We start from the raw sequence: 14,455 nt of genomic DNA on the forward strand, positions 1-14,455 counted from the left end.
GCGCCTCCCGGTCCGTAGCGCTATTCCAAAACGATATAGCGGCTATCAGCCATCCGCTTCGGTCGGCAACCCGGCACCGGTATTGGCGCGATCGAAACTGACCGTCTTGATCACCGCGAACACCTTGCCGCCAAGATGAAGTTTCAGCGCCTGCCGCGACTGCTCGGTGATGCGGGCAAGCACGGTTGCGCCGTTGCAGTCGATGCCAATCTCGACCGTTGGCCCCTCGCCTGGGCTGATCGCGACGATGGTGCCCGGCAGGATGTTGAGTGCACTGAGGCCCATCGGCTGCTCGGTGGCGATCATCACATCGCGGGCGCGGATGCGGATGCGCACCGGCGCGCCGGTCGCCCCAGCCAGCCGCGGCACCCGGATTTCGCCTGCCGCCGAGCCCAGCACGCTCATGCCGAAAGCCTCGTCATGGCGCAGCACATGTGCGTCGAGCACCGCACCACCCTCGCCGCGTTCTTCCGCCGGCAACAAATCGAGCCGCTGCATGATCGCCCCGGTCGGCCCGGAAGCGGCGACCTTGCCTTGCGCCATCACCACCACGTCACTCGCCAGCCGCGCCACCTCGGCGACGGAGTGGCTGACATAAACGATCGGGATCTTCGTCTCGTCCCGCAGCCGCTCGATATAGGGCAGGATCTCGGCCTTGCGCGCGTCGTCGAGCGAGGCCAGCGGCTCGTCCATCAACAGCAGTTTGGGGCTAGCCAGCAGCGCCCGCCCGATCGCTACGCGCTGCTTCTCGCCGCCGGATAGTTTTGCCGGCCGCCTGTCGAGCAGAGGACCGATGCCGAGCAGTTCGACGACTGCGTCCATCTCCGCGTAGCGCTCCGCCGGTGGCGTGAACCAGCGGCCATAGCGCAGATTGCCGGCCACACTCATATGCGGAAACAGCCGCGCATCCTGGAACACCATGCCGATCCGGCGCTTGTGCTTCGGCACGAAAATGCCGGCATCGGTGTCGACAAGCACGCGGCCGTCGACCGCGATGCGACCCTTGTCCGGCCGGATCAGGCCGGCGATCATGTTGATCAGCGTCGTCTTGCCCGAACCAGACGGCCCGAACAGCGCCGTCAGCCGCCCGGCGCTTTCGAAACGCGCGCCGATGGCGAAATCGCCCAGCCGATGGTTGATGTCGACAAGGACGCTCATTCGATCTCCATCCGCCGGCCGACGCGCCGCGCCAGCACCTCCGAGGCGACCAGGGCCGCCATCGAAATGATGATCGAAATCAGCGTCAGCCGCAGCGCGCCGTTATCGCCGCCCGGCACCTGGGTAAAGGTGTAGATCGCCGATGGCAGAGTCTGCGTCTCGTTGGGAATGTTGGAGACGAAGGTGATGGTGGCGCCGAATTCGCCCATCGCCTTGGCGAAGGACAGAATAGAGCCGGCGATCAGCCCGGGCAGTATCAACGGCAGCGTAATGGTGGCGAACACAAACAGCGGATTGGCGCCGAGCGTTCCTGCCGCCGCCTCCATCTTGCGGTCGACCGCCTCGATCGACAACCGGATAGCCCGCACCATCAGGGGAAAGCCCATGATGCCGCAGGCCAGAGCCGCACCGGTCCAGCGAAACGAGAAGACGATGCCGAAATGCTCGGCGAGAAAAGCACCGGCCGGCCCGCGCCGGCCGAAGGTGAGCAGCAAGAGATAGCCGGTCACCACCGGTGGCAGGATCAGCGGCAGGTGAACCACGCCGTTGAGCAGCGTCTTGCCCCAGAATTTCCCCCGGGCAAGCAAGAGCGCAATCAGGATGCCTGGCGGCAGGCTGAACAGCATCGCCACCGTCGCCACCTTGATCGACAGCCGGACCGCATTCCATTCGTCGGGAGTGAGGTCCAGCAGCCAGCTCATATCGTGAGGTGAAGTCCTTCGAGCTCAGTTGCTTGGCGCCAACACCGTGAAACCCTGATCCCTGAATAGCTCCGCCGCCTTGGCGGACTGCAGGCATTTCAGGAAAGCCGGCGTCTCCTTGTCCTTCGAATCCGAAGTCTGGGCAACCGGGTAGATGATCGGCGGATGCGAATCCTCCGGGAAGGTGCCGACCACCTTGACGTCCTTGTCGGCATGCGCGTCGGTGGCATAGACGATCCCGAGCGGCGCTTCGCCGGTCGAAACCAGCTTCAGCGCTGCGCGCACATTCTCAGCCTGCGCCACCTTGCCTTCAACCGACAACCAGACGCCCAGCGATTCCAGAGCGGCCTTGCCGTATTTGCCGGCCGGCACCGCCTTGAAGTCGCCCATGGCGAGCTTGCCGTCGCCAACCAGCTTGGCAAGGTCGAAGCCTTTCTCGATCCTGGTCTCGACCTTCGAATCCTTCGGCGCCACCAGGACGATCTGGTTGCCAAGCAGTTTCACCTCGGTTTCGGGCTTGGTCAGCTTCTTGTCGGAGAGGTATTTCATCCAGTCGAGGTCGGCCGAGATGAAGACGTCGGCGGGCGCCCCGCCCTCGATCTGCTTGGCCAGTGCGGAACTCGCGGCGTAGGAAACGGTCGCCGCTTCGCCGACATCGGCTTGGCAGGCCTTGTTGACCGCGTCGAGCCCGTCCTTGAGGCTGGCCGCGGCAAACACGATCACTTTGTCGTCTGCGTGGGCCGCCGGCACCGCAGCCATCAACGTTGCAGCAAAGCCGCCAATCGCGATCGCCCTCAATCCAAAACCTTTGCCCGTCATGAATTCTCTCCCTGGGTTTGAATCCGCTCAGCTCGACGTCTGCCGACCGATATATCCGGATGAATATAACAAGGGAAGCCATCATGCGTCGAAAGCGTCTGTTCGGCAGCGATTGTTCTGGCTAGGAACTTCACCGCGAACTCTGCAAAGGAGGTCCGATGAAAATCAGCGCGCGACATCCTTAAGGGAACGATCGTCGAGATCGCCAAAGGCCCACCACCTCGCATGTCCGCATCGATGTCGGCGGCTCCGTCGTCACCGCCTCGATTGCCAATGAGGCCGTCGCCGATCTGAAGCTCGAAAAGGGTGGCGTCGACTGATGGCAGGCTTGTGAGGATCAGACCGCGATCGGCGCCTTGATCGTCGCGTCGGCAAAATAATTTTCCAGCCGGAAATCCTCGAAACGGAAGGCAAACAGGTCCTTCACGTCCGGGTTGATCCACAGCGTCGGCAGCGCCTTTGGGGTGCGCCGCAATTGCTCGCGCGCCTGCTCGAAATGGTTGGAGTAAAGATGCGCGTCGCCCAGCGTGTGAACAAAATCGCCGGGCTTCAGCCCTGTGACCTGCGCCACCATCAGGGTCAGCAGCGCGTAGGAGGCGATGTTGAAGGGCACGCCGAGAAAAATGTCGGCCGAACGCTGATAGAGCTGACAGGAGAGCTTGCCTTCCGAGACGTAGAACTGGAACAGGCAGTGGCAGGGCGGAAGCGCCATGGCCTCGACCTCGGCCGGGTTCCACGCCGAAACGATCAGCCGGCGCGAATTCGGATTCTTGCGTATCTCTTTGAGAAGATTGGCTATCTGGTCGATCGACCCGCCATGGCCGTCCGGCCAGGAACGCCACTGCTTGCCATAGACCGGGCCGAGGTCACCATTCTCGTCGGCCCATTCATCCCAGATCGAAACGCCATGGTCGTTGAGGTATTTGATGTTGGTGTCGCCGGCCAGGAACCACAGGAGTTCATGGATGATCGACTTCAAATGCAGCTTCTTGGTCGTGGTGACCGGAAAGCCGCGGCTGAGATCGAAGCGCATCTGGTAACCGAACACCCCACGCGTGCCGGTGCCGGTGCGATCACCGCGATCGGCGCCGTTGTCCAGCACATGCTGCAGAAGGTCGAGATATTGGCGCATCGGCTTCGCCTCGATTCGGGATTGCCGGTATCATAGCCGACGGACCGCCGGCCGAACACTGCAAAGCGAAAATGCCTCGGAGATATTGCCCGGCAACCGGCGCGCACACCGCGCCGGCATCCATTTTTCAGGCGGTGTGGCCGATCAGAGCGAGCCGAGCTTGCCCAGATCCTTGGCGACCAGGTAATAAAAGGTCACGCGGCTCTTGGTGTTGTCGGCAGCCATCGCCTTGCAGGTCTTGTCGATGGATGCATCCGCCTTGGCGCCGTCGGCGACACCGAGCTTCTTGGCGACCCAGTTGGTCTTGACGCGATCGAGTTCCTTGGGGTCAGTGCACGATACCAGCGAGGAATCGCGGTTCCTCAGTGCAATACCGAGATGCTTGACGATCTTTTCGACCGCATCGGCGCTGGCGCCTGCGTCGTATTTCTTCACATCCGCAAGATAGTCGGCCATCAGACTTCCCCTCGTCGGCGCCACGGATCCGGTCGATGAGGGCTGTGGCGCGCTACGCAACCTGTGCGCTAGGTCGATACTCCTCACCGCGCCAAAGCTTCGGTTGAGACCGTGCCCAAGTCAACCCTCGGCGTTCCGATTTGGCCCGGGGACAAAGCACCATTGCGGCCTTTCATTTTCCGCAATGGCCCCCTATATTCGGTTTGTCGGCTTGACCGACTATGGCGATAAACAGGCGATGAAATAAGCCGTTCGGACCCGGGGGCGGTACCCGGCGCCTCCACCAAAAGCCGCTTTGGCGACGAAGCGGTTTTTGCTGGGGGCGAAATAGGATCGACGAAGGTGTAAAGATCGTACTTTTGCCCGGCATTGTACCACCGTCATCGGGCTAAACTTATAGTTGCCAACGACAACTATGCGGAAGCTCGTCTCGCTGCTTAATGCAGTGCGAACGCTTCAAATCAAGCCCTAGAGGTTCGCACTTCTAGGCGGGGTTCGGAGGTACCTGGCAACAGAAACCTCCACTTTCCCCCTCTCCCTGGACGCGCGCCCAAGCGCAGCCGCCGAACGCACCTACCATTCGCTGGTCGGCGTCTACGACGAATTGGGATATGAGTTGGTCGAACTGCCGCGGCCGCCGGTCGAAACAGGGCTCGAGTTCGTACTGGCGGAGGCCGGATTATCCCAGACATGAAAAGGCCGGGTCTGACCCGGCCTTTCATTGAGTGTCGTTGGCTTACTCTGCTGGGGCTTCAACGGCTTCGCGCGAACGGCCGAGCGTCAGCTTGGCCAGCGTGAACGAGATCACGGCGCAGAGCGTAATGCCCGCTACCATCGGCAGCGGCGTGCCGTCGAAGAAGATGCCGGCGACGCCCATGGCCAGCGCCCCGATGGCGAAATGCAGTGTGCCCATCAGCGCCGAAGCCGTGCCGGCGATCTCGCCATGCTCTTCCATGGCCAGCACCGAGGTCGTCGGGATGACCAGGCCGAGGAACCCGTAGCCGACGAAGAGCAGCGCCGCCATCACGTCGAGCCGGTCGACGCCGGTCGCCATGACGGCGAACAGCACCACCATGGTCGTGGCGTAGCCGGTCACCGCCACCCAGACGACGCGCTTCAGGCCGAAGCGCTCGGACAGCACTCCCGTCAGTTGCGACATGCCGATGAAGGCCACCGCATTGATCGAAAAGAACACGCTGTAGACCGAAGGCGACAACCCGTAGTGGTCGATCAGGATGAAGGACGAGCTCGAGAGGTAGACGAAGAAGCTGGCAATGCCGAAGCCGGCGATCGCCACCAGGCCGAGATAGTTGCGGTCACCCATCAGGAAGCGGTAACCGGCGAGTGCAGTTCCGAAGGATGAACCTACACGTTCTTCGGCCGGCCGCGTTTCCTTGAGCGAGGTCGCCAAAAGAATCGTCGCCAGCAGAGCCGCACCGGTCACCGTCCAGAACACGGCGCGCCAGCCGAAATTCTCGATGATCTGGCTGCCAGTCAGCGGCGCGAGGATAGGCGACACCGAAAACACCAGCATCAGCAGCGACATCAGCTTGGCGGCTTCAGTGCCCGTGTGCAGGTCGCGCACGATGGCGCGCGGCACCGCCATGCCGGCGCTGGCGCCGAGACCCTGCAGGAAGCGGAAGGCGATCAGCCATTCGATGGTCGGGCTCATGGCCGAACCGATGCCGCCGACCATGAACAGCGCGAGCCCGCCATAGAGCGGCAGCTTGCGGCCGACCATGTCGGAGATCGGCCCGACGACGATTTGACCAAAGCCCATCGACAGGAAGAAGATCAGCAAGCTCATTTGCACAGCGGCGGTGCCCGCATGCAGATCCTCGCCGATGGAAGGCAGCGCCGGCAGGTACATGTCGATGGCGAATGGCCCGATTGCGGACAACAGGCCGAGCACGACCGCGATGCGGAGGAATTTGGGACTCATGATAGTGGCTTCTTTCGAAATCTGGTTGCCGCCGTCAGGTGGCGTCTAACCCTAGGACGTTCCATCCCGCGAAATTCCGACTCCTCTCTGGGAGCGTGAAATCTCTTTGTTTTATGTCCACAAATTTAGACAGTCTTGTCTAATTCGTCAATCACCTCTATATAGATTTTCATGAAGGCTGCTGTTTCTCCTGACATTTTCCCGCCACGCGGCCACGAGGCAAAGCGTATGTCGATCATCGATGCGGCGGCCGCGGTGTTTTGCCGGGAGGGCTTTGCCGGCGCCAATATCGACCTGATCGCGGGCGAGGCCGGCGTCTCGCGACAGACCGTCTACAACCACCACCGCGACAAGGAAAAGCTCTTCATTGCCGTGGTGCGCGATCTGACCGAGCGCTGCAATGCCGGCATCTTTGCAACCATTGCCACGTTTCCCGATCAGCCGGGCAATCTCGAAGCCGATCTCATCGACTTCGCCGTGCGCATGAACCACAATTGCATCTGCAGCCGCGATGGCCGCTTTCTGCGCAAGCTGATCCAGACCGAGGGCGGGCGTTATCCTGAGCTCTTCGAGGTATGGCGCGAACAGGGGCCGGGCCGCACCTGGTCGGCCCTTGCCGCGCGATTTGCCCGCCTCGCCCATGCCGGGCATCTGACCGTTGACGATCCCGATATTGCGGCGCGCCAGTTTCTTGCACTGGTCAATGCCGAGCTGCAGATCACCTTCATGCTTGGCGGCGTACCGACAAGGGAGGAGGTCCTGCAGTCCGCCACCAACGGCGTACGCACCTTTCTGGCCGCCTTCGGCAAGCGCAAGGCGGCGACGGCAAAGCTGGCCGCCCTCGCCCACACCTGAGCGATCAAATCGCCTGCACACCCCTTGGCCTGATCAGTTCGCGCCTATATCCGGTTTACGCCGCCCTCAAGCTTGATTACAGCTATGCGGACGATTCAACGGAACCCGACCAGAACATGGCCGACGACCACATCCGCTACGACATTCTGGCCCAGGAGGCGTTGCGCGGCGTTATGCGCAAGGTCCTGGCCGAAGTGGCGCGCACCGGCCTTCCCGGCAATCATCATTTCTTCATCACCTTCCTGACCGGCGCGCCGGGCGTGCGCGTGTCGTCCAGGCTGCGCGAGCGTTATCCCGAACAGATGACCATCGTCATCCAGTTCCAGTATTGGGACCTGAAAGTAACCGACACCGGCTTCGAGGTCGGGCTGTCCTTCTCCGACGTGCCGGAGAAGCTGGAAATCCCGTTCTCGGCCGTGCGCGGCTTCTACGATCCGTCGGTCAACTTCGAACTCGAATTCGACGTCAAGACAGATGTCCCGGCGGAAGACGAGACGCTCGCCCAGCCAGCGCCCGAGCCCTTGGCCATCGTCTCCGAGAAAAAGCCGAAGGCCGAGAAGAAGGCGGCTGCGGCCGAAGCCGAGAAAAAGCCGGCCGCGGCCGATGCCGCCGGCAAGGGCGCCGACGTCGTGTCGCTCGACGCCTTCCGCAAGAAGTAGCGGGACGGACGGCGCGACATGGGCGACGTCGTCAACCTTCGACAGCTCCGCAAGCAGAAGGCGCGCGCCGAAAAGGAAAAGCTGGCCGGCGAGAACCGCGCTCGGCACGGCCGCTCCAAAGCCGAAAAAGATCGCGATCGGCTAACGTCGGACAAAGCTGAAAAATTCATCGCCGGCCACCGCCGCGAACGCCCTGAAGATCAGGGCGACTGAATGGACAGCCTGCGGTGAGCCCAGTCGAAAAACGCTCCGTGACGATCCGCGGCCACCGCACCAGCTACTCACTCGAAAAGCCGTTCTATGACGACCTCGTCGCCATTGCCGCCGCGCGCAAGCTGACGCTTGCGGCTCTCGTCGCCGAAATCGACGAGACAAGGCCGCGCGACGCCAATTTGTCATCGGCACTCAGGCTCCACGTGCTGGACTGGGCCAAGCGCGGCGCGGTCTGAACAGGCTTCAATTACCCAGCGACTTCAGCAGATTGTCGACCGAAAACGGATTTGTCTTGGGCTTCGGCGGCGCCGGGGCCGAATCGTCATTGACGCCGGGCAGTGAGCGGTCGACCTTCGGCGCCTGCTCCTGAGCCTTGCGTTCGGCCTCCAGCCTGGCCTTTTCCTGCGAAGCAATGCGCATCGCCTGTTCAGCCTTCTTCCGTTCGTCTTCGGCCTTGGCGGCGTCTTCGGCTGCCTGCTGCTCGGCCTGCGCCTTCGCGTCGGCATCCGCCTTGGCCTTGGCGTCGGCTTCCGCCTGCGCTTTTGCCTCGGCATCTGCTTTTGCCTGGGCGTCCGCCTTGGCCTTCGCATCCGCTTCGGCCTGTGCCTTGGCGTCGGCTTCCGCTTTCGCCTTGGCGTCGGCCTCGGCCTTCAGCCGCGCCGCTTCTTCCTGCTTGCGCAGTTCCTCGGCCGCGTTCTCGCGTTCGGTCTGCAGGGCGGCGTAGTAGCGCACCTCGCGCCGCAGCCTCTGCTTCTCGAGCAGTGCTGCCTGCATCGCTTCGACCCGCTGCTGCTCTTTTTCCAGCGCGCGCTGGATTAGGAACTGCGCCAGCGGTTCGCTGTCGAACTGTTTCTTCATCGCGCCGAACGGCCCGTCGACGCTGAAATTGACCGAGGGATCCGACCCGACCAGCGCCGCGTCGCCGGGCTTGTAGGTGATCGCACCCTTGGCGGCGACGGTGCCGGTGTTCAGGTCCGCCGTGACGTCGGCGGACAGCGCCGCGCCGGCGTTTTCCAGCTTGATCGGCGGCGCCCTAAGCGTGCCACCGGCAACCGTGAAGGCGATGTCGGTATCGCCGGCGGCAAAATTGCCAGCGCCGGCAATGTCATGTGCAAAGCCCGCGGTTTTGGCCACATCGATGTCGCGCCCTATCGCATCGGCCTTGGCGATCAAAGCGCCGAAGGCATCGGGATTGACGCCGGCAATTGTCAGGCCTTTCAGCGCCGCCGTGCCGGACCCGGAGAGCGCAGCGATCATCGCATCGACCGATTTGCCGCTGGTCGACAGGCCTGTCGAGAAATCGCCGCTTCCGCTCAAGCCGGCATCCGGCAGCACGGTCGCCAGATCGGCGCCGGCAAGCTTCATCTGGCCGGAAAACAGCCCGGTGCCGTCCGTGTTCTTCAACTCGAACAGCCCGGTGAGCGCGCCGCCGAGGAGTTTCGCCTTCAGGTCCGAAACGCGGATGCCTTCCTGGTCGAGTTTCAGCGTTAGCGACGCGTCATAGGCCGTCGCCATGGGTCCGGCGGCAAGGGTGGCCGTGGTCAAGTCGAGGTCGGCGCTGAACGGCAGGCTGGATTTCTGGCTAAATGGCGCCGTCGGCCAGTTCGCGTTGCTGGCAAGGAAGGCCTGGTCGCCGAACAGCGCAACGGCGATCGGGTCGAGGTCCAATTCGTCGAGCGCCAGCGCACCTGAGAGATGCGGCAGCCCCTGCTTCGCATCGGCGTTGACGTCGCCCGAGATCTCCGCCTCGTTGATGGACCCGCTGAGGCCGCTCAGCACCAAAAGGCCGTTGCCGAAATCGGCATCCGCGCTGAGCGAGCTCGAGGTGCCCGTCCCCATGCCCGGCAGGCCGACGCCGGTCGTCATCAGCCAAGGCTCGATATCGGAGGCATCGAGGCCGATCTTGCCCTTGACGGTGGCGCCTTGCGGGGTTTCGGCAACGGTGCCGTCAAACGTTGCCTTGAAATCATCGGCGGCCAGGTTGAAGCTGGTCGCCAGGCCGCCGCCAAGCGTGCCTTTGGCCGAGATATCGGTGCTTGCCTGGCCAAGCATGCCGAGCGGCAGCGCCGGCAGGCCGTAAAGCGCAAGCAGCGCCGTGGCGTCGGGGTTTTTGGCGTTGAAGGTCAGCGTCACCGGCGCGTCGAGCAACTGGCCGACGGCCCCCTTGCCCGACAGCGATGCCGAAAAGGACGAACCGCCGGCCTTGCCTTGCCCGGTCACCGCCAGCCCTGTCGTGCCGTCGCCATTGTCGGCCGCACTTGCCACCAGATCGACGCGTGCGTCCTGGAACAGCTCGGGATAGGCAGTTGTGCGGCTTGCCAGTCCCTTCAGCACATCATTGTCGGGATAGCGTTGCGCGGCGATGTCGACCAGCGGCTTCAGATCGACGGCGACCACCGAGGCATCGAGCTTGCCGGTAGGGCTCGCCGGAAAATCCTTGATCCGGCCGGTGGCGCTGATCGACGCGCCGGCAACGCCGCCAATCGACAGCCGGTCGATTTCGAGCAGCCCGTCGCGCAGCCGGAGCGCGGTATCGACCGTGTCGGCGGTCAGCCCGCCGGCGCTGACAGGGCCGGCCTTGATCTGGAAATCGAGGTCGCGGTCGGAAAAGCGGTTGGCGCCCTTGTCACTGACGAAGATCGAGGCGAACGCCGTCAGCCCGTCGACGTCCAGTTCGCCCCCCGTGAGCCGCATCAGCACCGAGGGCTTGGCGTCGTCGGGCTGGCTGGAATCGATGCGGCCGGAAAACTTTGCCTTGCCCAGGATCAGTTCGAGATCGCTGAACGCCTGGCGCTTCTCTGACAGATCGACCTTGGCCTTGAAGCCGGCGGCAGGCAGGCGGCGGATCGCCTCGTCGACATCCTTCGACAGCCAGGCGGCAAAGCCGGAAGGTTGCGCCACCGCCAGAAGCAGCGAGCCGCTGAAGCCGAAATGGTCCTCGACGCTGAGCATGCCGCTGGCTTCCAGCGTGGTGCGCCCGGGCAAGGTCGCAGCCATCGACTTCACCGACCAGCCGCCCGCGACCGGCTCGGCCGAGAGATGCACGTCGCGCACCGTGGTGTCGCCGGCCAGCACCGCCGGCAGCTTGACCTCGACGGTGCCGGGTATGGTCGGTTTCGGCAGGTCGAGCAGCGCCTGTTCAATCCCGGCAATGCGCTGGTCCAGTGTCAGGCCGGCACCCTTCTCAGCGCCCACCGCCTCGTCCAGTTGCACCTGCGCGCCATTGGCCTCGATGGCGAAGTTCGGCTTCAGCCCGAGATCGATCGAAGCCTTGCCGTCGGCGGTGTAGGGATTGTCGAGCGGCCCGGTCTCGAAACGGAATTCATCGACGCCGAGCTTCTGGTGGTCGAGCGAGAACTTGCCGTTCAGCCTGAACCCCGGATCGGGCTTGCCGGCGCTGACCTTGCCCGTATTGATCTCAACAACCTCGCCATCGGTGCCGCGCAGCGCCGCCCCGCTTTTGTCGTGACTATTTTTGTCGGCGCCGGAAATCTTGAACTGGCCGGAATAGACGGCAGCCCCATTGACGATGCCGGCATTGCCGTCGGTCTCGACGACCAGCGGATAGGCATCGGGATCGACCTTGAGCCTGAGCCGCATCTGGCCATTGCCCTCGGCCTTCCCGGTCGAGGCGGCGACGGTCGAGTGCAGGCCGTCGAGCCGCAACGTGCCGTCCATGCGCCACGGACCGGCCAGCGACTTGGCCGAGATGGTCGAATTGATTTCAGAAATCAGATGGCTGCGCCCGCCGGCGGCATGACGCAGCGCAATCTCTCCCTCCGTTACCGTCAGCTTCTCGATAGAGATCTGGTTGAGGTCAAAGGGCGATGAAGGCCGCATCGCCCAATCGACCGTGCCGTTGTCCGCAATGTCGATTGTCGCCTTCGGATGCACCAGCCGCATGTCGAAGATCAGCACTTCGCCGCGCAGGAACGGCGCCAACTCCGCATCCATCGAAAAGGTCTCGACGGTCATTGCCGGCTGGCCGCCGGGGCCGCCGGCGACGGTGACGTTAGAGAAGGTCACCGAGGGGAACGGCAGCAGCCGCGCGGTGGCATCGCCTTGCACCGTCACCTTGCGGCCGAGAATGGCGCTCGCCTCGCGCTCGAACTGGGCGCGGTAGCCGGTCCAGTCGATAAAATACGGCACCACGAGTGCTGCCAGCAGCACCAGCACAAACAAGCCACCGAAGATCACGAACAGGCGTGCGAGCATCAGCTCCGAACGGGTTGATTGAAAGTCAGCCGCACTCTACCCGCATCAGCGTGTCGATAAAGAGGCAATTTCCTTGGCAGATAGGGCAACGAGCAGCCTGCCCTCATCGGCAAAGACATGCGGCAAGGGCGCTCCGGCAGACGATAGCGGCAACAACGCCGCTGATGTCGGCATCTGCTGGCCCTCCCCCGGCAACTACGCAGCTCTCGCGCTCCGCGGCCTTATCCCGCCATGGCCCTTTGGCGGTATTCGTTCAACAGCACTACCATCTCCTCAGGCGACAATGTCCAGCCCTTGGGCAATGCGGCTTCGGCCCCCAGGCTTTTGGTGACGCTGCGCACGACGGAGCTTTTCTTGACCCTCGGCGCGAAATTATACCCGATCATATCGCCGATTCTGCGCCGACGATGGACGACGTAGAAGCCTTCGATATCCTTCCAGGGCACCAGCTTCGGCGATCGAACAAGACCGCCGCCGAGACTGAAACCTTGTCCGTTCAGCACCAGGATCTGCGGGCGCACAAGCTGCCAGGCAAACACCAACACGCCCAGCCCAAAAAAGGCCAGGCACCACCAAAGGCCGGCCGTGTCGCCGTCCTCGGAGACATGGATCAGGAAAGCGCAGGCCAGGACAAAGAAGAGGCTGGTCGACAGCAACAACAGTGTCTTGCCGCGCGATGCGCTTATAACCAGGGGCTCAATAGTCTCGGTCCTGTGCCGCATTGTCGCCCCTCACATTTCGCCTATGCAGGTAATATCTTGCCCGGGTTCATGATGTCTTGCGGATCGAGCGCCTTTTTGATGGAACGCATGATATCGACGCCGTGACCAAGTTCGTGGCGCAGGAAGCCGATCTTGCCTTGGCCAATGCCGTGTTCGCCGGTGCAGGTGCCGTCCATGGCGATCGCCCGCATGTTCAGCCGCGCGACGAATTTCTCCGCCAGCGCGATCTCCTTGGGGTCGTTGACATCCATCAGCACCAGCACGTGGAAATTGCCGTCGCCGGCATGGCCGACGATCGGCGCCACCAGGCCCATCTCGGCAATATCGGCCTCGGTTTCGGCAACGCATTCGGCCAGCCGCGAGATCGGCACACAGACATCGGTCGACAGGCCTTTGGTGCCGGGACGCAGCGTCAGCGATGCCCAATAGGCATCGTGCCTCGCCTTCCACAATTTCGTCCGCTCCTCGGCAACGCTGGTCCACAGGAACGGTCCGCCGCCATTATCCTCGGCGATCACGCCGAAGGTTTCCGCCTGCTCGGCAACGCCGGCATCGCTGCCGTGGAACTCGACGAACAGGCACGGGCTCTCCGGATAATCGAGCTTCGAATAATTCTTCATCGCCCGCATCTGCAGCGCATTGACCAGTTCGATGCGCGCCACCGGGATGCCCATCTGGATCGTGGCGATCACCGCATTGCAGGCCGCCTCGAGGCTCGGAAACGGGCAGACGCCGCCGGAGATCGCCTGCGGAATGCCTTGGAGCTTCAAAGTCAGCGACGTGATGATGCCGAGCGTGCCTTCCGAGCCGACCAGCAGCCGCGTCAGGTCGTAGCCGGCCGAACTCTTTTTCGCCCGCTTGCCGGTCGTCACCGTCTCGCCATCTGCCATGACAGCCGTCAGCGACAGCACGTTCTCGCGCATCGTGCCGTAGCGCACCGCATTGGTTCCGGAGGCCCGCGTCGCCGCCATGCCGCCCAGCGAAGCATTGGCGCCGGGATCGATCGGAAAGAACAGGCCGGTGTCACGCAAATGACGGTTGAGATCCTCGCGCGTCACGCCGGGCTCGACGGTGCAGTCGAGATCCTCAGGGTTGACCGCCAGGATGCGGTTCATGCGCGATGTGTCAACCGAGATGCCGCCGCCGGGCGCGTTGGTGTGGCCCTCCAGTGACGAGCCGACGCCGAAGGCGATGACAGGCACGCGATAAGCCGCGCAGGCGCGCACGATCTCCTGCACCTCGGCAGCCGTCTCTGGGAAAGCGACGCCATCGGGCGACTGCGTCGGAATATAGGTGGTGGTGTGGGCATGCTGCGAGCGGATCGCCGCGCCGGTCTGGAAGCGTTCGCCGAACTGCTGCTTGAGGATGCCGAGCACGGCAGCGATGCCTTCCTCGTTGCGTTCGACCGGGTTGAGGTCGCTCAGAGCCATGAATTCCTCCGCGAATGGACCAGCGTCCACGCTTGTTATGCGATTATGGATGCACAAGAAGCAATTCTAGGAAAAGTGTGAAGCGGTTTTCCGTCCGGAATTGCGTCAAAACAAAAAACGAGAGCGGTTCACCGTTTCGCGGAAACGGTGAAC

The 14,455-nt window shown here is 63.1% G+C and carries 13 protein-coding genes, 1 other RNA gene and 1 pseudogene; 6 read left to right on the forward strand and 9 right to left on the reverse strand.

Features of this window, described 5'->3' with window-relative positions; translation table 11 throughout:
- Positions 1-45 precede the first annotated feature (45 nt).
- The 3 genes from modC to modA are packed head-to-tail and all read right to left on the reverse strand — an operon-like array spanning position 46 to position 2,678.
- On the reverse strand, positions 46-1,158 hold the full coding sequence (gene modC, locus ACWGTO_RS28300; protein ID WP_454578084.1) for a molybdenum ABC transporter ATP-binding protein: 1,113 nt from the start codon (positions 1,156-1,158) through the stop codon (positions 46-48).
- The gene (gene modB / locus ACWGTO_RS28305) at positions 1,155-1,859 is read right to left on the reverse strand and encodes a molybdate ABC transporter permease subunit (RefSeq protein ID WP_454578085.1); all 705 of its coding nucleotides are present in this window, start codon (positions 1,857-1,859) and stop codon (positions 1,155-1,157) included. Before modB ends, modC begins: the two co-directional genes overlap by 4 nt.
- A gap of 24 nt (positions 1,860-1,883) precedes the next feature.
- Positions 1,884-2,678 (reverse strand): molybdate ABC transporter substrate-binding protein, encoded by a 795-nt coding sequence (gene modA, locus ACWGTO_RS28310; protein ID WP_454578086.1) that lies wholly within the window; start codon positions 2,676-2,678, stop codon positions 1,884-1,886.
- A 177-nt stretch (positions 2,679-2,855) separates the two neighbouring features.
- Here modA and ACWGTO_RS28315 point away from each other — a divergent pair.
- Positions 2,856-2,986 (forward strand): annotated as a pseudogene (locus ACWGTO_RS28315) (TOBE domain-containing protein); the annotation flags it as partial.
- Between the two features lie 29 nt (positions 2,987-3,015).
- Here ACWGTO_RS28315 and ACWGTO_RS28320 read toward each other — a convergent pair.
- Together ACWGTO_RS28320 and ACWGTO_RS28325 are read right to left on the reverse strand one after the other, a co-directional pair.
- Positions 3,016-3,810 carry a thymidylate synthase gene (locus tag ACWGTO_RS28320; RefSeq protein ID WP_203278664.1) on the reverse strand — a complete coding sequence of 265 codons (795 nt, stop codon included), beginning with the start codon at positions 3,808-3,810 and terminating at the stop codon, positions 3,016-3,018.
- Positions 3,811-3,954: 144 nt separating this feature from the next.
- A complete protein-coding gene (locus ACWGTO_RS28325) occupies positions 3,955-4,266 on the reverse strand; it encodes a DUF2853 family protein (RefSeq protein WP_454578087.1) in 312 nt (103 codons plus the stop codon).
- Positions 4,267-4,432: 166 nt separating this feature from the next.
- Between ACWGTO_RS28325 and ssrA the strand changes: the two genes are divergently transcribed.
- Positions 4,433-4,792, forward strand: a transfer-messenger RNA (tmRNA) gene (ssrA, locus tag ACWGTO_RS28330).
- Positions 4,793-5,002: 210 nt separating this feature from the next.
- On the opposite strand, the gene ACWGTO_RS28335 is transcribed toward ssrA, so the two are convergent.
- Positions 5,003-6,208: a multidrug effflux MFS transporter gene (locus ACWGTO_RS28335; protein WP_454578088.1), complete on the reverse strand. Its 1,206-nt coding sequence runs from the start codon at positions 6,206-6,208 to the stop codon at positions 5,003-5,005.
- Positions 6,209-6,379: 171 nt separating this feature from the next.
- On the opposite strand from ACWGTO_RS28335, the gene ACWGTO_RS28340 reads away from it, so the two are divergent.
- The 4 genes from ACWGTO_RS28340 (at position 6,380) to ACWGTO_RS28355 (ending at position 8,171) form a co-directional block, all read left to right on the forward strand.
- Positions 6,380-7,063, forward strand: a complete 684-nt coding sequence (locus ACWGTO_RS28340) for a TetR/AcrR family transcriptional regulator (RefSeq protein ID WP_454578089.1) — start codon at positions 6,380-6,382, stop codon at positions 7,061-7,063.
- Between the two features lie 116 nt (positions 7,064-7,179).
- Positions 7,180-7,722, forward strand: a complete 543-nt coding sequence (locus tag ACWGTO_RS28345) for an SspB family protein (RefSeq protein WP_454578090.1) — start codon at positions 7,180-7,182, stop codon at positions 7,720-7,722.
- An 18-nt stretch (positions 7,723-7,740) separates the two neighbouring features.
- On the forward strand, positions 7,741-7,935 hold the full coding sequence (locus tag ACWGTO_RS28350; protein ID WP_454578091.1) for a DUF4169 family protein: 195 nt from the start codon (positions 7,741-7,743) through the stop codon (positions 7,933-7,935).
- Positions 7,936-7,949: 14 nt separating this feature from the next.
- Complete coding sequence (locus ACWGTO_RS28355; protein WP_023668319.1) at positions 7,950-8,171, forward strand: ribbon-helix-helix domain-containing protein; 222 nt, start codon at positions 7,950-7,952, stop codon at positions 8,169-8,171.
- A 7-nt stretch (positions 8,172-8,178) separates the two neighbouring features.
- On the opposite strand, the gene ACWGTO_RS28360 is transcribed toward ACWGTO_RS28355, so the two are convergent.
- The 3 genes from ACWGTO_RS28360 to ACWGTO_RS28370 all read right to left on the reverse strand — a co-directional run bounded on the left by ACWGTO_RS28360 (position 8,179) and on the right by ACWGTO_RS28370 (position 14,302).
- On the reverse strand, positions 8,179-12,150 hold the full coding sequence (locus tag ACWGTO_RS28360; RefSeq protein WP_454578092.1) for an AsmA family protein: 3,972 nt from the start codon (positions 12,148-12,150) through the stop codon (positions 8,179-8,181).
- A gap of 221 nt (positions 12,151-12,371) precedes the next feature.
- A complete protein-coding gene (locus ACWGTO_RS28365; protein ID WP_454578093.1) occupies positions 12,372-12,872 on the reverse strand; it encodes a hypothetical protein in 501 nt (166 codons plus the stop codon).
- A 20-nt stretch (positions 12,873-12,892) separates the two neighbouring features.
- Complete coding sequence (locus tag ACWGTO_RS28370; RefSeq protein WP_454578094.1) at positions 12,893-14,302, reverse strand: FAD-binding oxidoreductase; 1,410 nt, start codon at positions 14,300-14,302, stop codon at positions 12,893-12,895.
- Positions 14,303-14,455 lie beyond the last annotated feature (153 nt).

This window comes from Mesorhizobium sp. PL10 (genome assembly GCF_053714315.1).